17 protein-coding genes and 1 pseudogene are annotated in these 22,386 nt (G+C 72.5%); 11 read left to right on the top strand and 7 right to left on the bottom strand.

Annotated elements, in window-relative coordinates; genetic code table 11:
- Positions 1-56: 56 nt before the first annotated feature.
- Together QSK22_RS33750 and QSK22_RS12925 are read left to right on the top strand one after the other, a co-directional pair.
- A complete protein-coding gene (locus QSK22_RS33750) occupies positions 57-2,696 on the top strand; it encodes an MFS transporter (RefSeq protein WP_352231442.1) in 2,640 nt (879 codons plus the stop codon).
- Positions 2,697-2,710: 14 nt separating this feature from the next.
- Positions 2,711-3,538, top strand: a complete 828-nt coding sequence (locus tag QSK22_RS12925) for a YceI family protein (RefSeq protein ID WP_285494336.1) — start codon at positions 2,711-2,713, stop codon at positions 3,536-3,538.
- Between the two features lie 19 nt (positions 3,539-3,557).
- Here QSK22_RS12925 and QSK22_RS12920 read toward each other — a convergent pair whose 3' ends face one another.
- The 6 genes from QSK22_RS12920 to QSK22_RS12900 form a co-directional block, all read right to left on the bottom strand.
- Positions 3,558-4,307 carry a SecDF P1 head subdomain-containing protein gene (locus QSK22_RS12920; RefSeq protein WP_285494335.1) on the bottom strand — a complete coding sequence of 250 codons (750 nt, stop codon included), beginning with the start codon at positions 4,305-4,307 and terminating at the stop codon, positions 3,558-3,560.
- A 1,171-nt stretch (positions 4,308-5,478) separates the two neighbouring features.
- On the bottom strand, positions 5,479-6,564 hold the full coding sequence (locus tag QSK22_RS12915; RefSeq protein WP_285494334.1) for a 2-oxoacid:ferredoxin oxidoreductase subunit beta: 1,086 nt from the start codon (positions 6,562-6,564) through the stop codon (positions 5,479-5,481).
- The gene (locus QSK22_RS12910) at positions 6,557-8,398 is read right to left on the bottom strand and encodes a 2-oxoacid:acceptor oxidoreductase subunit alpha (protein ID WP_285494333.1); all 1,842 of its coding nucleotides are present in this window, start codon (positions 8,396-8,398) and stop codon (positions 6,557-6,559) included. The genes QSK22_RS12915 and QSK22_RS12910 overlap by 8 nt, the downstream gene beginning before the upstream one ends.
- A 184-nt stretch (positions 8,399-8,582) precedes the next feature.
- A complete protein-coding gene (locus tag QSK22_RS33745; RefSeq protein ID WP_352231446.1) occupies positions 8,583-8,684 on the bottom strand; it encodes a putative leader peptide in 102 nt (33 codons plus the stop codon).
- A gap of 126 nt (positions 8,685-8,810) precedes the next feature.
- Entirely contained in the window at positions 8,811-10,262 is a 1,452-nt protein-coding gene (locus QSK22_RS12905) for a LolA-like protein (protein WP_285494332.1), read from the bottom strand.
- A gap of 216 nt (positions 10,263-10,478) precedes the next feature.
- The gene (locus QSK22_RS12900) at positions 10,479-11,558 is read right to left on the bottom strand and encodes a hypothetical protein (protein ID WP_285494331.1); all 1,080 of its coding nucleotides are present in this window, start codon (positions 11,556-11,558) and stop codon (positions 10,479-10,481) included.
- Positions 11,559-11,940: 382 nt separating this feature from the next.
- Here QSK22_RS12900 and QSK22_RS12895 point away from each other — a divergent pair, with 382 nt between their 5' ends.
- The 4 genes from QSK22_RS12895 (at position 11,941) to QSK22_RS12880 (ending at position 16,369) form a co-directional block, all read left to right on the top strand.
- A complete protein-coding gene (locus tag QSK22_RS12895; RefSeq protein WP_285494330.1) occupies positions 11,941-12,312 on the top strand; it encodes an NADH-quinone oxidoreductase subunit A in 372 nt (123 codons plus the stop codon).
- Positions 12,313-12,376: 64 nt separating this feature from the next.
- Positions 12,377-14,797: an NADH-quinone oxidoreductase subunit NuoB gene (gene nuoB / locus QSK22_RS33995; protein ID WP_502872303.1), complete on the top strand. Its 2,421-nt coding sequence runs from the start codon at positions 12,377-12,379 to the stop codon at positions 14,795-14,797.
- Positions 14,794-15,411, top strand: coding sequence for an NADH-quinone oxidoreductase subunit C (locus tag QSK22_RS12885; RefSeq protein WP_285494329.1), 618 nt, complete (start codon positions 14,794-14,796; stop codon positions 15,409-15,411). The genes nuoB and QSK22_RS12885 overlap by 4 nt, the downstream gene beginning before the upstream one ends.
- Positions 15,404-16,369 (top strand): complex I subunit 1/NuoH family protein, encoded by a 966-nt coding sequence (locus QSK22_RS12880; protein WP_285494328.1) that lies wholly within the window; start codon positions 15,404-15,406, stop codon positions 16,367-16,369. The genes QSK22_RS12885 and QSK22_RS12880 overlap by 8 nt, the downstream gene beginning before the upstream one ends.
- 9 nt (positions 16,370-16,378) lie before the next feature.
- Here the strand turns inward: QSK22_RS12880 and QSK22_RS12875 are convergent, their stop codons facing one another.
- On the bottom strand, positions 16,379-17,020 hold the full coding sequence (locus QSK22_RS12875; protein WP_285494327.1) for a helix-hairpin-helix domain-containing protein: 642 nt from the start codon (positions 17,018-17,020) through the stop codon (positions 16,379-16,381).
- 284 nt (positions 17,021-17,304) lie between these two features.
- On the opposite strand from QSK22_RS12875, the gene QSK22_RS12870 reads away from it, so the two are divergent.
- The 5 genes and pseudogenes from QSK22_RS12870 to QSK22_RS12850 all read left to right on the top strand — a co-directional run bounded on the left by QSK22_RS12870 (position 17,305) and on the right by QSK22_RS12850 (position 22,385).
- Positions 17,305-17,931 carry a NuoI/complex I 23 kDa subunit family protein gene (locus QSK22_RS12870; RefSeq protein WP_502872302.1) on the top strand — a complete coding sequence of 209 codons (627 nt, stop codon included), beginning with the start codon at positions 17,305-17,307 and terminating at the stop codon, positions 17,929-17,931.
- Entirely contained in the window at positions 17,928-18,470 is a 543-nt protein-coding gene (locus tag QSK22_RS12865) for an NADH-quinone oxidoreductase subunit J family protein (protein WP_285494325.1), read from the top strand. Before QSK22_RS12870 ends, QSK22_RS12865 begins: the two co-directional genes overlap by 4 nt.
- Positions 18,470-18,751 (top strand): annotated as a pseudogene (gene nuoK, locus QSK22_RS12860) (NADH-quinone oxidoreductase subunit NuoK); the annotation flags it as partial. The gene QSK22_RS12865 and the pseudogene nuoK, both read left to right, overlap by 1 nt.
- Before the next feature lie 113 nt (positions 18,752-18,864).
- Positions 18,865-20,835, top strand: a complete 1,971-nt coding sequence (locus QSK22_RS12855) for an NADH-quinone oxidoreductase subunit 5 family protein (protein ID WP_285494323.1) — start codon at positions 18,865-18,867, stop codon at positions 20,833-20,835.
- Positions 20,832-22,385 carry a complex I subunit 4 family protein gene (locus QSK22_RS12850; RefSeq protein WP_285494322.1) on the top strand — a complete coding sequence of 518 codons (1,554 nt, stop codon included), beginning with the start codon at positions 20,832-20,834 and terminating at the stop codon, positions 22,383-22,385. The genes QSK22_RS12855 and QSK22_RS12850 overlap by 4 nt, the downstream gene beginning before the upstream one ends.
- Position 22,386: the final 1 nt, after the last annotated feature.

Genomic DNA, 22,386 nt, shown 5'->3' with positions numbered 1-22,386 from the left:
ATGTGCAGAGCACAGGTAATTGACTTGTTATGGGGGCCAGGGTGACTCAAGCCAGCGTGACGCCGGATACCGGCGGGCGGCACGCCGCGCCGCGCGACCAGGCTCCGGTGCACTACACGCACCGGCAGATCCTGGAGATTCTCACGGGGCTGATGCTGGGCATGCTCACCGCGATGATCTCCACGTCGATCGTGGGCACCGCGCTGCCCACCATCGTCGGAGACCTCGGCGGGCAGGACCAGCTGTCCTGGGTGGCCAGCGCCACGCTGCTGACCATGACGGCCTCCACCCCGCTGTGGGGCAAGCTGTCGGACATCTTCGGCCGCAAGCTGATGTTCCAGACCGCCCTGGTGCTGTTCGTGCTGGCCTCTGTCGGCGCCGGGCTGTCGCAGAACATCGGCGAGCTGATCGTGGCGCGGGCCGTGCAGGGCCTGGGCGCCGGCGGCCTGTCGGCGCTGGCGCAGGTCATCCTCGGTGACGTCGTCACGCCGCGCGAACGCGGCCGCTACGCCGGCTACATGGGTGCCGTGTTCGGCGTGGCCACCGTCGCGGGCCCGCTGCTCGGCGGGTTCATCGTGGACGCCGACGGGCTCGGCTGGCGCTGGTGCTTCTACGTCTGCGTCCCGCTCGCCGTCATCGCCTTCCTGGTGATCCAGAAGGTGCTGAAGCTGCCCAAGGTCAAGCGTGACACCCGGCTGGACATCTTCGGCGCGTTCACCATCACCGGCGGCGCCGCCGTGGTGATGCTGCTGCTGTCGCTCGGCGGCAAGGAGTTCGACTGGAACTCCGGCTGGACCTACGGGCTGGCGGCCGTCGCGTTCGTGCTGCTGGTGCTGGCCGTGATCGCCGAGCGGATCGCGAGCGAGCCGATCCTGCCGCCCCGGCTGTTCCGCAACCCCACGTTCGTGCTGACCAGCCTGGGCTCGGCGGCGCTGGGCTGCGCCATGTTCGGCGGCATGATCTACCTGCCGCAGTACCTGCAGATCGTCAAGGGCATGAGCCCCACCGCCTCCGGGCTGATGACGCTGCCGCTGGTGGCGGCCATGCTCGTCACCTCCACCGTCTCCGGCCAGATCGTCACCCGCACCGGCCGCTACAAGGTCTTCCCGGTGGTGGGCATGCTGCTGGCCGGCGTGGCCATGTACCTGCTGTCGCAGCTGCACACCGACTCCGGCAAGCTGGTCATCGGGGTGGACCTGGCCGTGCTCGGCCTCGGTCTCGGCCTGACCATGCAGATCCTGCTGCTGGCCGCGCAGAACGCCGCCGCCCCCGCCGACCTGGCCGCCACCACCTCGGGCGTGTCGTTCTTCCGCAACCTCGGCGGCGCCATGGGCGTGGCCGGGTTCGGCGCGGTCCTCACCAACCGCCTCACCAGCGAGCTGAACGACCGCATGGCCGCCGCGCACGTCAGCGCGCCGTCCGGCGGTCAGCAACTGGGCTCGCCCGACCAGATCCACGCCCTGCCCGAGCCGTTCCGGAGCTGGGTGCTGGACTCGTTCACCGCCGCGCTGCAGCACGTGTTCCTGTTCGGCATCCCGATCGCGGTCGTCGGACTGATCGCCGTCCTGGCGATCAAGGAACTGCCGCTGCGCGGCGGACGCGCCGCCGCTGCGGCGCCGGCCGGGGCTGGGGCCGGCGCCGCAGCGGGCGGTGCGGCACAGGCCGGGGCCCCGGCGGACGGCCCCGGCAGGAGCGGAGCGGTCCCGGTGGACGCGGCGGGGGCGGCGTCCATCGGAACCGGCTCCGTCGGCAGGCACGCGCGTGCCGACGAACCGCACGCCGCCCCGGCCGAGCAGCTGGTGTCCGTCGGTGCGAACGGCGCCCACGGCGTCCACGCCTCGCAGAGCCCGAACGGAGTGGCCGCCGGCGCGGCCGCGGCGCCCCAGCCGCAGCACGCGTCCGCCGTGGCCGGCCACACCGTCCCCGACGAGGAGGACGGCGGGCAGATCCGGGGCGTGGTGTACGGACCGGGCGGCGGACCGGTCGCCTCCGCCGCCCTCACACTCATCGACGTGGCCGGGCACCAGCTCGGCCGCGCCCAGACCGGCCCGGACGGCCGGTACGCCCTGCGCACCCCCGGCCCCGGCACCTATGTGCTGATCGCCGCGTCCGCCGAGCACGAACCGCAGGCCGCGACCCTCGTCGCCGGCGCCAAGCCGCTCGACTTCGACCTGGTCCTGGCGGGCAACGGCGGGCTGTCGGGCACGGTGCGCGACTCCGCCGGCGCCCCGGTCGAGGGGGCCATGGTCGTGGTCACCGACGTGCGCGGCGAGGTCGTGGGCAGCGCCCGCACCGCCGCCGACGGCGGCTATGCGCTGCGCGACATCGTCGCGGGCGCCTACACCGTGGCCGTCAGCGCCGAGGGGCACCGCCCCGTCGCCCTGCAGGTCGAGGTCGCGGGCAGCGGCGCCACCCGCCTGGACGTCGAGCTGCGGCCCGGCGTGCAGGTGCGCGGCACCGTCCGCAACCGGGCCGGCGAACCCGTCGCCGAGGCCAGCGTCACCCTTCTGGACGGCGCCGGCACCGTGGTCGCCCACATGATCACCGGGCCGGACGGCGAGTACGCCTTCACCGACCTCACCGGCGGCCAGTACACCGTGATCGCCTCCGGCTACCCGCCGGTGGCCACGGCCGTGACGCTGACCGGCGACGGCCCCGACGGGCACGACATCGAGCTCGGCCACCCCGACGCATGAACGGAAGGCGAGCCATGAGCGACACCCGAGGCCTGCGCGGAACCGTCCGGACCAAGGACGGCTGGACGGTGCGGCACGCCGTCGCCACCGTCACCGACCTGACCGGACGGCAGGTCGCGCGGGTGGAGGCGGACGAGGCCGGACGCCTGGCCGCCCCGCCGCTGCCGCCGGGGACCTACACGGTCATCCTCACCGCGGTCGGCTACGCCCCGCACGCCGCCACGCTGATCGTGCCGGCGTCGGGCGCGGCCGACCTCGGCACGGTCGTGCTCGGCCGGGCCGGCGGTCCCGAGCTGCCGCCGCCCGGCCCGTGGACGATCGACCCGGTGCACTCCAGCGTCGGCGCCGTCGCTCGGCACCTGGGGCTGTCCAGCGTGCGCGGCCGGTTCGCGTCCTTCGAGGGACGCATTGACATCGCCGAGCCGGTGGAGGAGTCCACGGTACGGGCGCGCATCGACGCCGCGTCCATCGACACCGGCAACAAGCTGCGCGACGACCACCTGCGCTCGGCCGACTTCCTCAACGCCGACGTCCACCCGGTGATCGAGTACGAGGGGATGGGACTCACCGCGCTCGGCACCGACCGGTGGACCGTGCACGGACGGCTCACCCTCAACGGCTTCACCCGCCCGGTCGACCTCGACTTGACCTACCTCGGCAGCGGCCCCGACCCGTGGGGCGGCACCCGCATCGCGTTCCGCGCGGGCACCGAGCTGCGCCGCGCCGATTTCGGCATCCGCTACAACGAGATTTTGGAGGCCGGGATCGCCGCGGTCGGCGAGAGCCTGCGGGTGGAACTGGAAATCCAGGCCGTCCAGGGCGAGACGCTGCCGACCGCCTGACGGCCGCCGCTCTTTCCGGTCAGCGGCCCTTCAGTTCGCGGACGAGCCGCTCGGCCTGCGCGCGGTCGGCGGGCCCGGTGATGACGATCCGGCCGTCCAGGATCGGCATGTCCACCCGCGGCGCCGTGACCAGCCGGTCCCGCACCACGAACGCCAGCTCGCGGCCCACCGACCCGCGGGTCAGGTTGGCGAACGCCGCGTGATCGTGCCTGCGCAGCGTCACCGCCACGTCGTAGGCGCCGCTGGTGCCGTTGCGCTGCGTGCGCAGGTCGGCGACCTCGCGGATGGCGATGCCCTGCGCCAGCCGGTAGCAGGTCGGCCCGCTCGCCGACTGCCCCGTCACCCCGGGCGTGCCCGCCGGGCACTGCCCCGGCGTCGTCTGCGTCACCGGGAAGACGTTGAGCGGCGAGGCCAGCACCACCGGACGGGTGCGCATGGAGGCGGCGATCATCGCTCCGCTCACCGCCACCGCGGCGATGAGCAGCCCCAGCGTGACCACCATGACCAGCAGCGCCGACCGGTGTGCGCGCGCCGCCTGCTCGGCGTCGACGTGACGGCGCCGGTGCGCGGCCCGGCTGCGCTTGACCGCGGCGACCTCCCGCTGCCGCGCCGCCGACCGCACCCGGCGGCGCCGGGCTGCGTCCGCGGACGCCGTGCCGAGCCCCACCCCCGGCGGCATCCCCAACCCCACACCGCGCTCGCCGCCGGCGGGGACGGGCAGGGGCTTGGTGCCCCCCTCCGAAGGCGTCCCGCGCTCCGCAGCCTTCACACCACGCGTCGCCTCAACATCCCGCGCGCTCTCCGCGCCGCCCACAGGTTCTGCACGCCCAGCAGCCTTGCCGCCCTGCGCGGGTTGGGCACTCCCCGCACTCGCACCACCTGACGGCACCGCGCTCTTAGCGGATTCGCCGCCTCCGACGTGTTTTGCGCTGTCCGCTGGCTCCACGCCCTGCGTGGCTTCCGCGCTGTGCGCGCGTTCGACAGCTTTGCCGCCCTGCGCGGGTGAAGTGCTCTGCGTGTTTTCGGTGCCGTCTTGTGGTGTCGTGTCTTGGGCGGATGCGTCGTGTTGCGTGGGTTGTGCGTCGTGTGTTGGTTTCGTGTCTGGCGTGGCCTGTGTGTTGTGGGCGGGTTGCATGTGGGTGGCGGCTTTGCCGCCCTGCGTGGGTGGGGTGCCTTGCGTGTTGTCCGTGCCGCCTTGTGGTGTCGTGTCTTGGGCGGATGCGTCGTGTTGCGTGGGTTGTGCGTCGTGTGTTGGCTTCGCGCCCTGCGCGGCCATGCCATGCGTGGGGTTCGTGTTCTGCGCGCTACCTGCGGCATCTGGCGGCGTCGTGCCCCTGGCGGACATGTCATGTCCGGTGGGTTTCGCGCCTTGTGCGGTCCCCGGGCTGGCCGCGGGTTCTGCGTGTTCCGCGGGCTTTGTGCCCTGCGTGGCGTCGGCGTTGTCCGCGGGCTCGGCACGGTTGGCGGGGGTGCTGGTTTCCGTTGCCGTTTGCACGGAGGGTGGGGCGGGCGCTGGGTCGCCCTTCTTTTTGCGGCGCCTGCGCTTGTTCCTGCGGCGCTTCTTGCCCTCGTCAGCGGCGTCGGCGGTCATCTGGGACGGTTCGGGTTCCGCCGGGGCAGCGGGCGGATCGTCCTTGCGTGCCGGCACGGCGACGTGCGTATGCTGACGGTCCTTGCTGCGGCGCGGAATGACCCGCATCGTCACCTCCCCGATGGCGCGGCCCTCACCGGCCGGCCCACGCGTCGTACCCGACCGCGCTTCACCCGACCACTCGTACCCGACCGGTCTCGCGGCGACCTCCGAGTGATCTACCGTTTGGGCCAGTCTTCCAGTACCCCGGGCGGCAATGCATCGTCCTTCGGGCCGAACTCGGCCACACCCGGACGAAAGCGCACGGGCCGGCCCCCAGGGGGACCGGCCCGTGCCGCCGAAGCCGCGGTCAGTCGACGCGCCAGGTGTCGCCGCTGGCGAGGAGGGCGGCCAGGTCGCCCTTGCCCTCGCGCTCCACGGCCTCCTCCACCTGGGCGCGCAGCAGCTCGTCATAGGACGCGCGCTGCACGTTGCGGAAGATGCCGATCGGGGTGTGCTCGAACGACGGCGAGTCCAGCCGCGACAGGGCGAACGCCTGCGACGGGTCGGGGTTGTGGGCGTCGTGCACCACGAGGTCCGACGGGTCCACGTCCGCGACGTTCACCACCTCGAAACCGCCGGACGGGCTGCGGCGCAGCCCCTTCTGGCGGTCCTTGCCGAACACCACCGGCTGGCCGTGCTCCAGGCGGATGGTGATGTCGTCGCGCACCTGCGGGTCCTTCAGCGGCTCGAACGCGCCGTCGTTGAAGATGTTGCAGTTCTGGTAGATCTCCACCAGCGCGGTGCCCTTGTGCTGGGCGGCCTCCCGCAGCACCGACTGCAGATGCTTGCGGTCGGAGTCGATGGTGCGCGCCACGAACGTCGCCTCCGCGCCGATCGCCAGCGAGATCGGGTTGAACGGGGTGTCCAGCGAGCCCATCGGCGTCGACTTGGTGATCTTGCCGATCTCGGAGGTGGGCGAGTACTGGCCCTTGGTCAGCCCGTAGATCCGGTTGTTGAACAGCAGGATCTTCAGGTTGACGTTGCGGCGCAGCGCGTGGATCAGGTGGTTGCCGCCGATCGACAGCGCGTCGCCGTCACCGGTCACCACCCACACCGACAGGTCCGGACGCGACACCGCCAGCCCCGTCGCGATCGCCGGGGCGCGGCCGTGGATCGAGTGGAACCCGTAGGTGTTCATGTAGTACGGGAACCGCGACGAGCAGCCGATCCCGGAGACGAACACGATGTTCTCGCGGCGCAGCCCCAGCTCGGGCAGGAACGACTGGACCGCCGCCAGGATCGCGTAGTCCCCGCAGCCGGGGCACCAGCGCACCTCCTGGTCGGTCTTGAAGTCCTTGAGGGTCTGCTTCTGGTCGGCCTTGGGCACCAGCGCCAGGGCGCCGAGCCCGTTGCCGTTGACCCCGTTGGCGCCGTTGACCCCGTTCTCACTCACTGTCGATCACATCCTGGATGACGCCCGCCAGCTCCTCGGCCTTGAACGGCAGGCCGCGCACGCGGTTGTAGCTGATCACGTCGACGAGGTACTTGCCGCGCAGCAGCAGCGCCAGCTGGCCGAGGTTGATCTCGGGCACCAGCACCCTGTCGTAGGAGCGCAGCACCTCGGCGATGTTGGCCGGGAACGGGTTGAGATGCCGCAGGTGCGCCTGGGCGACCGGACGGCCCGCCTTGCGGACCCGCCGCACCGCCGCGGAGATCGCACCGTACGTGCCGCCCCATCCGAGCACCAGCACACGTGCCTCGCCCGACGGGTCGTCAACCGCCAACGGCTCGATGTCGCGGGCGATGCCGTCCACCTTGGCCTGACGCAGCCGCACCATCGTGTCGTGGTTGGCCGGGTCGTAGGAGATGTTGCCCGAGCCGTCGGCCTTCTCCAGGCCGCCGATGCGGTGCTCCAGGCCCGGTGTGCCGGGCACCGCCCACGGCCGCGCCAGCGTCTCGGGGTCGCGTCCGAACGGCTGGAAGTCCCCGCCGTCGGCGGTGGCCAAGCCCGGCTCGATCGTCGGCAGCGAGTCCACGTCCGGCAGCTTCCACGGCTCGGAGCCGTTGGCCAGGTAGCCGTCCGACAGCACCACCACCGGCGTGCGGTACTTGACGGCGATGCGGGCCGCCTCCAGCGCCGCGTCGAAGCAGTCCGACGGCGAACGCGGCGCCACCACCGGCACCGGCGCCTCGCCGTTGCGGCCGAACATGGCCTGCAGCAGGTCCGCCTGCTCGGTCTTGGTCGGCATGCCGGTGGACGGGCCGGCGCGCTGCACGTCGATGATCACCAGTGGGAGTTCGGTCGCCACCGCCAGGCCGATCGTCTCGCTCTTGAGCGCGATGCCCGGCCCGGACGTGGTCGTCACGCCCAGGGAGCCGCCGAACGAGGCGCCCAGCGCCGCGCCGACCGCGGCGATCTCGTCCTCGGCCTGGAACGTTCGCACGCCGAAGCGCTTGTGCCGCGACAGCTCGTGCAGGATGTCGGACGCCGGCGTGATCGGGTACGAGCCCAGGAACACCGGCAGCCCGCTGCGCTCGCCCGCCGCGACCAGCCCGTAGGCCAGCGCCGTGTTCCCGGTGATGTTGCGGTACAGGCCCGGCTCGTGCTCGGCGGGCTTGACCTCGTACGACACCGAGAACGCCTCGGTGGTCTCGCCGTAGTTCCAGCCCGCCCGGAACGCGGCGATGTTCGCCTTCATGATCTCGGGCTTGCGGGCGAACTTGCGTTCCAGGAACGCGATCGTCCCCTCGGTGGGCCGGTGGTACAGCCACGACAGCAGCCCGAGGGCGAACATGTTCTTGGCGCGTTCGGCGTCCTTCTTGGAGATGTCGAAGTCGGCCAGCGCGTTCACCGTCATCGAGGTCAGCGGCAGCGCGTGCACGCGGTACTCGCTCAGCGAGTCGTCCTCGACCGGGTTGCCGGTGTAGCCCACCTTGGCCAGGTTGCGCTTGGTGAACTCGTCGGTGTTGATGATCAGGTCCGCGCCGCGCGGCAGGTCGGGCAGGTTGGCCTTCAGCGCGGCGGGGTTCATGGCCACCAGCACGTTCGGCGCGTCGCCCGGCGTCAGGATGTCGTGGTCGGCGAAGTGGAGCTGGAAGCTCGACACGCCGGGCAGAGTTCCGGCCGGGGCGCGGATCTCGGCGGGGAAGTTCGGCAGCGTCGACAAGTCGTTGCCGAACGCCGCGGTCTCCTGGGTGAAGCGGTCGCCGGTCAGCTGCATGCCGTCACCGGAGTCACCGGCGAAGCGGATGATGACGCGGTCGAGCTGCTGGACCTGCTTGGTCACAGAGGAAGACCTCCTCGACGCGCAGCACCCGGCCCGGGGGAGGCACCCGGGAACGTGATGCTACTTAGGCTTACCTTCATGGTATGTCCGGGATCTGATTTCTTTTCTCGGAGGCTCGGTGGCTGGAGGAGGCCGCGGGGAGACCGTGCCGGGCCGGAACATACGACCTGGGCGACCCGCGGGTTCACCGGCGACACAGGCAGCTCGCCAGGCGGCACAGGTCGACGTGCAGACGCCTGACCAGCCGCAAAGGCTCGCAGGGGGAGCCGCCGCTCCCCGATGGCACGGATTCCACGCTCTGCACTATAGAGAGCCCGGGAAAGCCACTTCTTACCCGACCCCGCCGCCTGTCACCTGCGGCGCAGGTGAATCAGGCCTTATCGGTGACCTCGGTCACCCCGCGGGCGCGGGGTCAGGACCGTCCGGTCGGTGACACGGCCGTCGACGCCCGCGTGCTGGGGGTCGTGCGGCGGGTCGGCGCGAGCGAGGCGCGTTCGCGGTCCAGCCGGGCGAGCAGCCTGCCGACCTCGCTCGCCGTCAGCGCCTGGCCGACCACCCGTGCCTGCGCCTCGTAGGCGTGCTCCCCGGGAGTGTCGCGGGCCTGCCGCATCCACGCCTGCCATCCCGCGCTGCGCACCGTGCACCGCAGCACGAGCGAACGGTTCGCGGGCACCGCACCCGACCCGGTGCAGCTGCCGAGCGTCCGGCCGTCCGCGGTGATGGTCGCGCGCAGCGCCGCGCGCGTCCCCTCCGGCACTGGCCCGCTCTCCGGGACGGTCAACGTCGCGGGGACGCTCACCGTGCAGCCGGTGACGTTCTCGTTGCAGTTGACGAATGTCAGCTTGCCCGCCCGGAACCGCACCGACGGGTCCGCCGCCCCGACCAGGGCGGCCACCCGCGGCCGCAGCTCGGTGAACACCGGCGCCGGCTGCGTCAGCCGGGTGACGGCCAGCGCCGGGTCGCCGTTGCCCGCGACCTGCACGCGCAGCAACCGGTACGGCGCGGACCTGGTGATGAGGTAGTCGGCCTTGGGCGTCTTCACCCGGTACGCGGGCGTGCCGCCGACGTTCTCCAGGGACGCCCTGCCCGACGCCTTGACCAGCGCCTTCGCGATCGACTCGGGGGCCAGCACGTTCGCCACGTCCAGCCCGGGCATCGACTCGGGCGCCTTGCTCCACCGGCCCGCGTAGTTCTCCGGGTGGGCGCTGTCGGGGCCGTACTGGCGCCAGAACGCCGTATCGGCCTTGATGTACGTGGCGCCGCCCACCGCCACCACGTTGAACTGCCGTCCGCCGACCGAAAGGCGTCCCGTGGCCGCCCCCGACCGCGTCACCCTCAGCCGCACCCGCGCGGTCTGCCCGGCCTCGCCGCGCAGAGTGCCGTCGTACTGCACCCCGGCCATGGCCCGCATGTCGCGTCCCGCCCGCACGGCCCACCCCGCCACCGGCGCGTCGGCCCTGGGCTCGTTGTTCTTCTCGGACTTCTCGCCCTTCGACACCAGCACGTACGCCGTCGCACCGCCCGCCAGCACCACGACGGCGCCCACGCAGCCGACGACGACCCGGGCCGCCCGCGACTTTCTCCTCTTCTCGGGGGCCTTTTCCGGTTGCGGCGCCGGTTCGGGAGCCGGTCCGTGCTGCGGGGGCTCGACCGGCCCGCCGGCGGACATCCCCACCCCCGCCACCAGCACGTCCCCCGGCTCGGGCGGCACCACCTGGACCCGTCCCGCGGCGGAGGGCAGGGCCGACGGACCCGCCGTGCCGAACCCGGGCACGGCGGGCAGGGCGGACCCGGGATGCGTCTCCGGCTCCGCGCGGGGGGGACGGGGGCCGCGCTGCGGCGGCCCCTCCTGTTCAACGCTCACTCAGCAGACCACTCTGTTCCCGACTTGCCGATGCCAGACATAGAGTGCCGGACGAATCGGACCGGCGCAGCACAAGCGCCGATCATCCCGGCCGGGGCACCGGTCACCCAGCGCCGATGCCTCGCTATGAGCTACGTCTCAATGCCCGCGGACGGATCGGGGGGCGGCTGAGGAGCCCGCAGGAGGCGGCGCCGGCGGACCGGCGCCGCCGGCCCGTCACTCCTGGTCGAGGGCCGCCTGCATCCGCTGGATGTCGGAGTCGCTGGCCCCGGAGACCTTGAACTGGGCGCTCATGTAGTAGCGGGTCTCGCTGCCGCGCGAGAAGCTGCGCCACGCGGAACCCGTCACGTCGCACGCGACCCATTGCGGCGTCGAGGACGACACCGTGATCGACTTGGTGCAGTTGCCGAGCTCGCGTCCCGTCGTGGTGCCCGCCCGCAGCGTGAACCGCACTTCGATCGTGGTCGACGAGGTGGTGTCCACCGGCGGCCGCACCTGCCCGCGCACCCGGCAGCTGTTGCTGTTGGCCTTGCACGGGGTGTCGTCCCAGGAGGCGATGCTGGGCAGGCTGTGGACGTCGAAGGAGTCCTTCAGCTCCCCGATGCGGTTGCGGATCTCGGTGACCGTCGCGTACCCGGCGCTGCCGGACCGGACGGTCACGTCCGCCGCGACCCGCGGGTAGGACGACTCGTAGCGCAGCAGCTCGGGGTGGTCGTCGTCATCGGTCAGGTAGAACGACGCCAGGGACGAGGCCACCCGCACCGCCTTGCGGCCGCCGACCGTGGTCTCCCGCTCGGTCAGCCGGTAGGACGTGTTCGACCGCATCTCCGAGGCCAGCGCCGCCGGCGTCAGCTTCCGCTTGAAGGACAGGTCGATCTCGGTGGTGCTGACCCGGCCCCACTGCTGGCCGTCCTTCAGGTAGTACGGCGTGGTCAGCAGGCTCGTCTGCCGCTCCCAGTAGGACCGGTTCGCCTTGACGAACAGGTCGTCGTCCACCGACAGCAGCGTCATCTGGGACCCGTCGGCGGTGACGTCGCCGAGGATCCGGCCGCCCTTGGTGATCTTCAACTCGCCGTTGAGGCCGGAGGTGGTCGTGCCGAAAGAGCCCTTGAACGTCATGGCCCGCGCTGACGACAGCCCGCCGGCCGCGGCCCGCAGCCGCTCCGCCGGGGTCGGCTCGCTGCCGCCGCGCACGACGATCACCAACGCGACGGCGATGAGCAGCACGAGGACGAGCGCACCCCCGACGATCAGCGCGATGATCGCGCCGCCGGATCTCTTGGGCGGCGGACCCATCGGCGGCTGCCCCATCGGACCGCCGGAGCCCGGCGGAGGCGGGTAGAAGGGCGGCGGCGTGCCGGGGCCCCCATAACCACCCGGACCGGACGGCGGAGGAGTGCCACCGGGCGGGCCGCCCGGCCCGCTGGTGCCAGCCGGACCGGAAGGGTCACCGGGGCCGCCCGGCGCGGGCGGCCAGGAAGGACCGGCGGGGGGATCCCAGCCGGGGGGAGGCGGAGGAGTGCTCATCCGGTCACGTCCTTACAGTTCTTTTGCCCCGTCTGTGTCTCAGTGTGCAGTAAAGAGCGGTCGATGGTAGAGAGTGAGCCCGCCGCCCGTAAGTTCGGCCCGCCCTCGACTTTTCAGAGATACTTGACGGGAGGTTCTCCAGGAGGTCGCCGTGCGGGACTACTTCCACTCCTACGTGGTCGTCGGGGTGCTGCTGCTCGTCGGCGGCGGCATCGTGGCGGGGGCGCTGGCCGCCAACCGGATGCTGCGCCCGCACCGTCCCACCCCGGAGAAGCTCGCCACCTACGAATGCGGGGTGGACCCCGTCGGCGGGGACTGGGCCCAGTCTTATGTGCGCTACTACGTGTTCGCCTACCTGTACGTCGTCTTCGCGGTGGACGCGGTGTTCCTGTTCCCCTGGGCCACGGTCTTCTCGGCTCCCGGCTACGGCCTGACCACCCTAGGGGAGATGTTCGTCTTCCTGGGTTTTCTCGCCGCCGGGCTGGCGTACGCCGGCAAGAAGGGCGTCCTGTCGTGGGTCTGACACCGCGCGCAGCAGGTAAGAATGCTGCTGTGACCCCCGACAGCCCCGGACGGGGAGCGTGCCGATGAGCACCGTGGACCTGCCGACGCCCGGCGTGGGACCGCTGGCCAGAGTGGCGCCCAAGCCGATCAAGTTCGTCCTGAACTGGGGCCGCCGCTACTCCCTGTGGGTGTTCAACTTCGGGCTGGCCTGCTGCGCCATCGAGTTCATCGCCACCTCGATGAGCCGCCACGACTTCATCCGCCTCGGCGTCATCCCGTTCGCGCCCGGCCCCCGCCAGGCCGACCTCATGGTGGTCTCCGGCACCGTCACCGACAAGATGGCGCCCGCCGTACGGCGGCTCTACGAGCAGATGCCCGAACCCAAGTACGTCATCTCGTTCGGCGCCTGCTCCAACTGCGGCGGCCCCTACTGGGACTCCTACTGCGTCACCAAGGGCGTCGACCAGATCATCCCGGTGGACGTGTACGTCCCCGGCTGCCCGCCCCGTCCCGAGGCTTTGCTGCACGGCATCGTCCATCTCCAGGAGAAGATCGCAGGAGAGTCCCTCGACGACCGCTACGGCAGCGGCGGCGAACCCGTCGCGCCCCCGCCCCCGCCCCGCCCGCTGTCGGCGACGGTGCTGCGCCGCCCCCTGCAACCGCCTCCCACCCCCGATGACGTCTCCGAAGCGCCCGACGCCATCACCCAGCCGGTAGAGCCGCAGCCGTCGGGTTCCGGCGACGCAGCCCCGTCCGAGACCGCACAACCGGCGAAGCCGACCGAGCCTCGCGCCGATGCCGCCCAACCGAGTGCGGAAAGGCGCTCACTGCGGTCCGAGGACGTCAGCCCGACCGCGGTGACCCAGCCGGTGGAGCCGGTTGACGAGCGCGGTGCGGCCGGATCGAGCAACAAGACGCGCCCGCTGCCGCCCCACGAGAGGGGCACCGGTGATGCCACCCTGCCGTTGGGGTCGGCCGACGAACGTGCCGATGCCGCCGAGCCGAGCGCCGAGAAGCACTCGTCGCGGTCGGCCGACGCCGCCGCGGATGAGGTGACGCGGCCGGTGCAGCCGGTTGATGAGCGCGGTGCTGCCGGGGCGCGTGACAGGACGCGTCCGCTGCCGTCCAAGGCAGGTGCGAGCGAGGCTACGCGGCCGTTGGAGTCGGCCGACGAACGTGCCGATGCTGCGGGGGCGAGCGTTAAGAAGCGCTCGTCGCGGTCGGCTGAGGCTAATCCGAGCGAGGTGACGAAGCCGGTCGAGCCGCGTGACGTGCGTGCTGACGTTACGAGTGCCGAGCCGCAGCAGTCGGGTTCGGGCGGCACGGTTCCGAGCGGGGCCGCACAGTCGGCGGAGTCGGCCGAATCGAGTCTTGAGAAGCGTTCGCTGCGGTCTGAGGATGTCAGCCCGACTGCGGTGACGCAGCCGGTGGAGCCGGTGGATGAGCCCAGAGCGGCCGGATCGAGTGATGAGACGCGCCCCCTGTCCTCTGGCGAGCGCGGCTCCGGTGATGCGCGGCTGGTGGAGTCGGCCAGCGAGAGTGCTGGTGCTGTGGGCGCCAGTGTTGAAGAGCGGTCGCCGCAATCCGAGGGGGGTGGTCCGGACGAGGTGACGCGGCCGGTAGAGCCGGTCGACGAGCGCGGCGCCGGATCGAGCGAGGGGACGCGCCCGCTGCCGCCCGGCGAGACTGGTTCTGGTGATGCCGCGCGGCCATTGAGTTCAGCTGATGAGAGTGATGATGCGGCGGGAGCGAGCGTAAAGAGGAGCTCGTCGCGGTCGGCTGAGGCCGGTCCGGGTGAGGTGACGCGGCCGGTGGAGCCGGTCGACGAGCGCGGCACAACAGGATCGAGCGACCAGACGCGCCCGCTGCCGTCCAACGAGGCCGGCTCCGGTGATGCCACGTTGCCGTTGGAGTCGGCCGACGAACGTGCCGATGCTGCGGGGGCGAGCGTTAAGAAGCGCTCGTCGCGGTCGGCTGAGGCTAATCCGAGCGAGGTGACGCAGCCGGTCGAGCCGCGTGACGTGCGTGCTGACGCTACGAGTGCCGAGCCGCAGCAGTCGGGTTCGGGCGGCACGGTTCCGAGCGGGGCCGCACAGTCGGCGGAGTCGGCCGAATCGAGTCTTGAGAAGCGTTCGCTGCGGTCTGAGGATGTCAGCCCGACTGCGGTGACGCAGCCGGTGGAGCCGGTGGATGAGCCCAGAGCGGCCGGATCGAGTGATGAGATGCGTCCGCTGCCGCCCAGCGAGGCCGGGTCCGGTGATGCCGCGTTGCCGTTGGAGTCGGCCGACGAGTGTGCTGATGCTGACGGGTCGGATGTTGGGCAGGAGCGGTCGTCGCGGCCTGACGTTGGTCCAGACGAGGTGACGCGGACGGTTGAGGCCGCTGATGCGGAGAAGCAGGCCGGGAGGCGCAGGCGGCGGGGGCGTGATGGCGGGCACGATCCGTCGATCATCCCGGGGCTGGTGGACGACGGTGACGACGAGGGCGGACGGAGCGGCCGGTGAGTGCCGAGCTGGCGGCGGCCTGGACGGCGCGGTTCGGTGACGAGGTCAGCACCGAGGAGACGCACGGCGGGCTGGCGGTGGGGGTGCCGCCGGAGCACTGGGTGGACGCCCTGCTGTTCGCGCGCGACGAGCTGTCCTGCGGGTTCTTCGACTGGCTGACGGGCGTGGACGAGCTGACCGAGGGGTTCGCCGTCGTCGCGCACGTGTACTCGCTGGAGCGCGGGCACCACCTGCTGGTCCGCACGCGGGTGCCCCGGGACGAGCCGCGGCTGCCCACCGCTGTCGGCGTCTACCGGGGGGCGAACTGGCACGAGCGGGAGACCTTCGAGATGTTCGGCGTGGTCTTCGACGGGCATCCGGATCTCCGGCCGCTGCTGCTGCCCGACGGCTTCGAGGGCCATCCGCTGCGCAAGGATTTCGTGCTGGCCGCGCGGGTCGCCAAGCCGTGGCCGGGCGCCAAGGAGCCGGGCGAGTCCGGGCACGGCGCGCCGAGCCGCCGCCGCATGCGCCCGCCGGGGGTGCCCGACGACTGGGGGCCGGCCGCGCGGCAGTCGGCCGAGCGGCCGCAGCGCCGGGCGCGCCGACCGGACGAAGGGCGGGGATCCGGTGCCTGACCTGCTGGAAGTCGTGCTCAAGCTGGTGCTGGTCGCGGCCGCGTTCGCCGTGCTGCCGCTGCTGGTAGGGCAGGCCGAGCACAAGGTGATGGCGCACATGCAGGGGCGGCTCGGCCCCATGTACGCCGGTGCGTTCCACGGGTGGGCGCAGCTGGTGGCGGACGGGGTGAAGTTCGCGCAGAAGGAGAGCGTCGTCCCGCGCGCCGCCGACCGCACGGTGTTCAAGCTGGCCCCGGCGGTGGCGATCATCCCGTATCTGCTGGTCCTGCTGGTGATCCCGGTGGGGCCGGACGGTCAGGTCGCGCTCGATCTCGGCCTCGGGGTGTTCTTCGCGCTGGCGGTGATGGGCGTCGGCGTGATCGGGGCGATCATGGCGGGCTGGGCCAGCGCCAACAAGTACTCGCTGCTGGGCGGCATGCGGGTGGCCGCGCAGCTGATGTCGTACGAGCTGCCGCTGGTGTTCGCCGCCTCCTCGGTGGCGATGGCCGCCGGAACGCTGTCGCTGAGCGGCATCGTCGAGGAGTGGCGCTGGTGGTGGCTGCCCTGGCAGGCGGTGGGCGCGGTGGTGTTCTTCGTCGCCGGGCTGGCCGAGCTGCGCCGCCCGCCGTTCGACATGCCGGTGGCCGACTCGGAGATCATCTTCGGCCCGTACACCGAGTACGGCGGGCTGCGGTTCGCGCTGTTCATCCTGGCCGAGTACGCCGGGATCGTGGTGCTGTGCGCGCTGACCACGGTGCTGTTCCTGGGCGGGTGGAAGGGCCCGTTCCTGGACGCCGAGCTGGGCTGGCTGTGGACGCTGCTCAAGGCGGCCGTGCTGGCGTTCGTGGTGATCTGGCTGCGCGTCAGCTACCCGCGGCTGCGCGAGGACCAGCTGCAGAAGCTGGCCTGGGCGTACCTGGTGCCGCTGTCGCTGGGGCAGCTGGCGCTCACCGGTGTCGTCAAGGTCGCCCTCGCCTGACCGGCGGGGTCACGGCAGGAAGATCGCGTACTCGGCGAGCTGCGGGAGCAGGCCGGGCGGCAGGTCGACGTCCACCGACATCTCCTCGGCGGAGATGAAGCCGCCCTGCTCCTCGCGGCGCCGCACGATCTTGTCGACGAGTTCGGGCGTCATGCCCGGCAGCGTGGCCAGCGCCTGCGGGGAGGCGTGGTTGACGTCGACCAGGCCGCCGTCGTCGTAGGTGCGCGGCAGGTCGGGGCGGCCGATGCGCAGCTCGTGGGCCAGGGCAGGGTCCTCGGCGGCCAGCGCGCGGGCCTCCTCGCGCAGTTCCCGGCGGTACTGGGCGACGCGCAGCGCGTGCTGGTTGGCCTGGCTGCGCGGGCCGGTGCGGGGGAACAGCGAGGGGCGGACGGCGAACGCGTGCACCGTGCCGGCGATCCACAGCATCAGCATCATGGTCCCGGCGATGAACCCCAGGAACGGGTCGCCTAGCTGCATCAGCGTGAGCACCCCGGCGGTGGCGGCGCCGTAGCCGACGGAGGCCGCCCCCATGTTCCACGAGCGGCGCCTGACCGCCGCGTACAGGAACGAGAACGGCGTGCCGAGCCCGAACGTCAGGAACGGCACGAACGCCCACAGGATGCCGCGGGGCTCGCCGGGCGTAACGGGCACCGGGACGGCCGGGGGAGGGGGCGGCGGGACGGGAGGCGTTGGGAAGGGCGCACGCCAGCCGGGAGGAGGTACGGGCGTGTGCGGCCGTGGGCGCGGCCGGTGCGCCGAAGGGCGGGGCCCGCCCGCGCCGTTCGGATCGTCCACGCCGTGGGTCACGCGGCCTCCTCGCCTGACGGCTCGTCGTCCAGTGAGCTTAGCCGCCGAGCCATCGGCTGCGCTCGGCTCACGTGTGTTGGACGAACGCCGCCCCCGTTGCGTTCCCCCACGGCGTTTCGTACGCAATTATGGGGGCCGTGGGACGGCTACCAGGAGGCGGGCTGGCCAAGGGGCTGGCGGTGACGCTGCGGACGATGACGCGGCGGTCCATAACGCGCCAGTACCCGCAGGTGCAGCCGGAGCTGCCGCCGCGCAGCCGCGGCGTGATCGCCCTGTTCGAGGAGAACTGCACGGTCTGCATGCTGTGCGCCCGCGAGTGCCCCGACTGGTGCATCTACATCGACTCGCACAAGGAGACGCTGCCCGCCGAGGGCGGCGGACGGCCCCGCACCCGCAACGTCCTGGACCGCTTCGCGATCGACTTCGCGCTGTGCATGTACTGCGGAATCTGCATCGAGGTCTGCCCGTTCGACGCGCTGTTCTGGTCGCCGGAGTTCGAGTACGCCGAGTACGACATCGGCGAGCTGACCCACGAGAAGGAGCGGCTGCGGGAGTGGATGTGGACGGTGCCGCCGCCGCCGGCGCACGACCCCGGGGCCGAGCCGCCCAAGGAGATCGCCGCGGCCGAACGCGCCGCCGCCCGCCCGGCGCGGGGCGCGGCGCGCGGTCCGGCGGGTGGCGCCGTCCGCGGGCCGCGGGTCGGCCGTGACGGGCGGCCGCCGGGACGGGGCGAGCCCGGCGGGGGAGGCGCATGACCGGCCAGGAGATCGTCTTCACGCTGCTGGGCGTGGTCGCCGTCGGTTCGGCCGTGCTCGTGGTCACCACGCGGCAGCTGGTGCACGCGGCCCTGTGGCTGGTGGTGTCGCTGGGCGCGCTCGCCGGCGGCTACCTGGTGCTGACCGCCGAGTTCGTCGCGTGGGTGCAGGTGCTGATCTACGTGGGCGCGGTGGTCGTCCTGCTGCTGTTCGGCATCATGCTGACCCGGGCGCCGATCGGTCGGGCGGCCGACCTGGACTCCGGCAACCGGTGGGCGGCGCTCGCGGTCGCGCTGGCGACGGCGGGTGTGCTGGTGTCGGTGGTGGTCATCGGGTTCCGGGACGCGTCCATGCCGCTGCGGGCGGGCGGCGGTTCCGCCGACGCGCTCGGCGCCGCCGTGTTCCGCACCTGGGTGCTGCCGTTCGAGGTGCTGTCGGTGCTGCTGCTGGCCGCGCTGGTCGGCGCGATCGTGCTGTCGCGCTCCGACGTCGGCGGGCCGAAGGAGAAGGAACCCACGAAGAAGCGGGGCGAGCGCTGATGCACGTCGCCTATCCCGCGGTGGTCGCCGCGCTGCTGTTCTCGGTCGGCGTGTACGGGGTGCTGGCCCGGCGCAACGCGATCCTGGTGCTGATGTCGGTCGAGCTGATGCTCAACGCCGTCAACCTCAACCTGGTCGCGTTCGACGTGTGGTGGCGGGACCGGCTGCACGGCGGGCAGGTGCTGACCCTGTTCACCATCGTGATCGCCGCCGCCGAGGTGGGGCTGGGGCTGGCGATCGTCCTGCTCGTCTACCGCAACCGCCGGATGATCGACGTGGACCGGCTGCGCACGCTGTCGGAGGACGCGGCGCCCGCTCCCGAGGTCGGCGACGGTGACGCGGGCGGCGTACGCGCTGCGGCGGCCGTGCGGGCCGGCGGCAAGGGAGCCGCGACATGATCGCGTTGATCTCCGTCGTCATCCTGCTGCCGTTCGTCGCGGCGTTCGCCGGGATGCTGCTGGGTCCGCGCCTGTCCGAGACGCTGCGCGCACGCCCACCCCGCGACAAGGCCGCGCCCCACGCCGAAGCGCAGGCCGAGGCGCCCGCCGAAGGGCGGCGGGCCCGGTGGCAGGCGGCTGCGACGGCGGAGCGCTCGCCGCTGCGCAACGGGCCCGCGCTGATCGCCTGCCTGCCGGTCGCCGTCGCCGCCGTGCTGTCGGCGGTCGCGGCGTTCGCCGTCTGGCGCACGCCCGGCACGCGCACCGGCACCCTCACCCTCGTCGAAACCGGCACCGTGCCGATCGAGATCGGCCTGCGGCTGGACGGGCTGCCGGCCGTCGTCGGGCTGATGGTGTGCCTCGTCGCGCTGGCCGTGCAGGTCTACTCGGTCGCCTACATGGCCGAGGACCCCCGCTACTCCTCCTACGCCGCGTTCATCTCCCTGTTCACCTCCGCCATGCTGCTGGTGGTGTACGCGGGCGACCTGCTGCTGCTCTACGTCGGCTGGGAGGTCATGGGGGTCTGCTCCTACTTTCTGATCGGCCACCACTGGGAGGACCGCGCCAACTCGCGCGCCGCCGTCAAGGCGTTCCTGGTCACCCGGCTCGGCGACGTCGGATTCCTGTTCGGCGTCTTCGTGCTCGGGGTGGGCGCCCGCTCGTTCGACATCGGCGAGATCTGGGCGCGGGCCGGGACGCTGCCGCACGCGACGGTCACGGCGGCCGCGCTGCTGCTGCTGGCCGGGGTGGCGGGCAAGAGCGCGCAGTTCCCGCTGCACACCTGGCTTCCGGACGCGATGGCGGGCCCCACGCCGATCAGCGCGCTGATCCACGCGGCCACCATGGTCGCGGCGGGCGTGTACGTCGTGGCCCGCGTGTACGGGGTGTTCCTTGCGGCCCCGGCCGCGCTGGCGCTGCTCGGCCTGGTCGCGGTGGTCTCGATGCTGGGGTCGGCGCTGGCGGCGCTGGCGCAGGACGACATCAAGCGCGTCCTGGCGTACTCGACGATCAGCCAGCTGGCGGTGATGGCGGCCGGGCTGGCGGTCGGCGCATGGAACGGCGCGATCTTCCACCTGCTCGCCCACGGCGCGTTCAAGGCGCTGCTGTTCCTGGCGGCGGGCTGCGTGATCGTGACGGCCGGGTCGACCATGCTGCGCCACTACGGCGGGCTGCGCACCGGGATGCCGATCACGTTCTGGTCGATGACGATCGGGCTGGCGGCGCTCGTCGGCGTCCCGCCCGTCAGCGGCTGGTTCAGCAAGGACTCCGTCATCGAGGCCGCCCAGCACGCCGCCGCCCACGGCGGCGACATCGCCGCGGGCGGCGTGCACATCCCGGCGGGCGTCGCCTGGACCGTGTACGCCGGCCTGCTGCTGACGGCCGCGGTGACGGCGGCGTACGCGATGCGGCTGTGGCTGATGACGTTCTTCGGCGAGCCGCGCGGCCGGTACGAGGTGCGCGAGGCGCCCAAGCTCATGTCGTGGACGGTGGCCGCGCTGGCCGTGCCGTCGGCGGTCGTCGGGTTCTTCGGGTTGGGCGCGGCCGAACTGCGGCCGCACCTCGGCTCGGCCGTCGTGGCGCTGCTGTGCGCCGCGGTGGGCGCGGGCGCGGCGTTCTCCATCTGGAACCGCGACCCCGCCGCCGACCCCGCGCGGGCGCTCGGCCCCGCACGCGAAGTGTTCGCCCGCGCGTTCTACGTCGACGAGCTGTACGCGGCCGCGGTCGTGCGTCCCGTGCAGGCCGTGGCGCGCCAGGTCGTCGCGGTGGACCGGCGCGGCATCGACACGGCGGTCGTCGGCGCCGCCCGCGGCGCACGCCGCCTCGCCGAACCGCTGCGGCGGCCGCAGAACGGCAACCCGCAGACCTACCTCACCGGCCTGATCGCCGGGATCGTCCTCATCGCGGCCGGGGCGGTGATCTTCCTGTGATCTTCGTGCTGTTGCTCGCGATCCCGCTGGCGGGGGCGCTGGCGCTGCTGCTTCCGGCCGGGCGCTTCCTGCCGGGGGACGGCGCCGTCCGCCGCTACGGGGTCGGCGTCTCGGGGGCGGCGCTGCTGGTGGCGCTGTCGGCGGCGGCCGCGTTCGACTACGGCGACCCCTCGCGCGTCCAACTGGAGATCGACCGCGACTGGGCGCCCGCGATCGGGCTGCGCTTCCACCTCGGCGTCGACGGCATCTCGCTGCCGCTGGTGCTGCTCACCGCGCTGCTGTCGCTGCTGTGCTTCGTGCACGCCCTGCGGCACCCGCCGCACGGGGCGGCGTCCGACCGCCTGCTCGTCGGGCTGCTGCTGGTGCTGGAGGTCGGGCTGCTCGGCACGTTCACCGCGCTCGACCTGGTGCTGTTCTTCGTGTTCTTCGAGGTCGTGCTGATCCCGATGTACGCGGTGATCGTGCTGTGGGGAGGCCCGGGCCGCCGCGCCGCCGCGTACAAGTTCATCCTCTACACGCTGCTCGGCTCCGGCCTGCTGCTGGCGGGCATGCTGCTGGTCGCGGTGAACGCCGGGACGCTCGATGCGACCGAGCTGGCCCGCCGGCACGGCGCCGGCATCGCCCACGGCGTGCAGGTCAACGCGTTCCTGCTGATGGTGCTGGGCTTCGGCGTCAAGGCGCCGATGTGGCCGCTGCACACCTGGCTGCCCGACGCGCACACCGAGGCCCCCACCATCGGGTCGGTGCTGCTGGCCGGGGTGCTGCTGAAGATGGGCACCTACGGCCTGGTCCGGGTGGCGCTGCCGCTGGCCCCGGACGGCGCCGCGTACTGGGCGCCCTGGCTCGGGCTGCTCGCCGTCGTCGGGATCGTCTACGGCGCCCTGGCCTGCCTGGCGCAACGCGAGCTGAAACGGATGATCGCGTTCTCGTCCGTCGGGCACATGGGCTTCGTGCTGCTGGGCATCGCCACCCTCACCCCGGTCGGGGTGAACGCGGCGCTGTTCGGCAACATCGCCCACGGGCTGATCACCGGGCTGCTGTTCTTCCTGGTCGGAGCCGTCAAGGTCCGGTACGGCACCGGTGAGCTGGACCGGCTCGGCGGCGGCATGCTCACCGAGGCGCCGCGGCTGGCGTCCGTCTTGACGTTCGCCTCGGTCGCGAGCCTGGGCCTGCCCGGCCTCGCCGGATTCTGGGGCGAGATGCTGGCCCTGCTCGGCGCCTATCGGCCGCACGCCGACCTGCCGCGCGAGACGTTCGTGACGTTCATGGTCGTCGGCGGGCTCGGCGCGGTCCTCACCGCCGCCTACTTCCTGCGCATGCTCACCAAGATCACACACGGTGCGGTGCCGGCGGACCGCGCCGCCGCCCCGGCACCCGGACCCGACGGGCCGGACGGGACGGCGACGCGGACCCGCATCGCGCCGATCAGCCGCTGCGAGTACGCCGCCTGGACCCCGTTGATCGTCCTCACCCTGCTGGTCGGCCTGTGGCCCAAGACGCTGCTGGCCGTGACCACCGCCCCGGTCCGCGCGCTGTTCGGAGGCGGCTGAT

Origin of the sequence: Actinomadura sp. NBRC 104425, assembly GCF_030269545.1 — a bacterium.
GTDB lineage: Bacteria > Actinomycetota > Actinomycetes > Streptosporangiales > Streptosporangiaceae > Spirillospora > Spirillospora keratinilytica.
Note: the sequence above shows the minus strand (reverse complement) of the source record. Positions and strands in the feature narration are given on the sequence as shown.

Excerpts from the sequence above, each read along its gene's own strand:
- QSK22_RS12925 (WP_285494336.1), top strand. The coding sequence starts at position 2,711 with ATGAGCGACACCCGAGGCCTGCGCGGAACCGTCCGGACCAAGGACGGC.
- QSK22_RS12900 (WP_285494331.1), bottom strand. The coding sequence starts at position 11,558 with ATGGGTCCGCCGCCCAAGAGATCCGGCGGCGCGATCATCGCGCTGATC.
- nuoB (WP_502872303.1), top strand. The coding sequence starts at position 12,377 with ATGAGCACCGTGGACCTGCCGACGCCCGGCGTGGGACCGCTGGCCAGA.
- QSK22_RS12870 (WP_502872302.1), top strand. The coding sequence starts at position 17,305 with ATGGGGGCCGTGGGACGGCTACCAGGAGGCGGGCTGGCCAAGGGGCTG.
- QSK22_RS12865 (WP_285494325.1), top strand. The coding sequence starts at position 17,928 with ATGACCGGCCAGGAGATCGTCTTCACGCTGCTGGGCGTGGTCGCCGTC.
- QSK22_RS12855 (WP_285494323.1), top strand. The coding sequence starts at position 18,865 with ATGATCGCGTTGATCTCCGTCGTCATCCTGCTGCCGTTCGTCGCGGCG.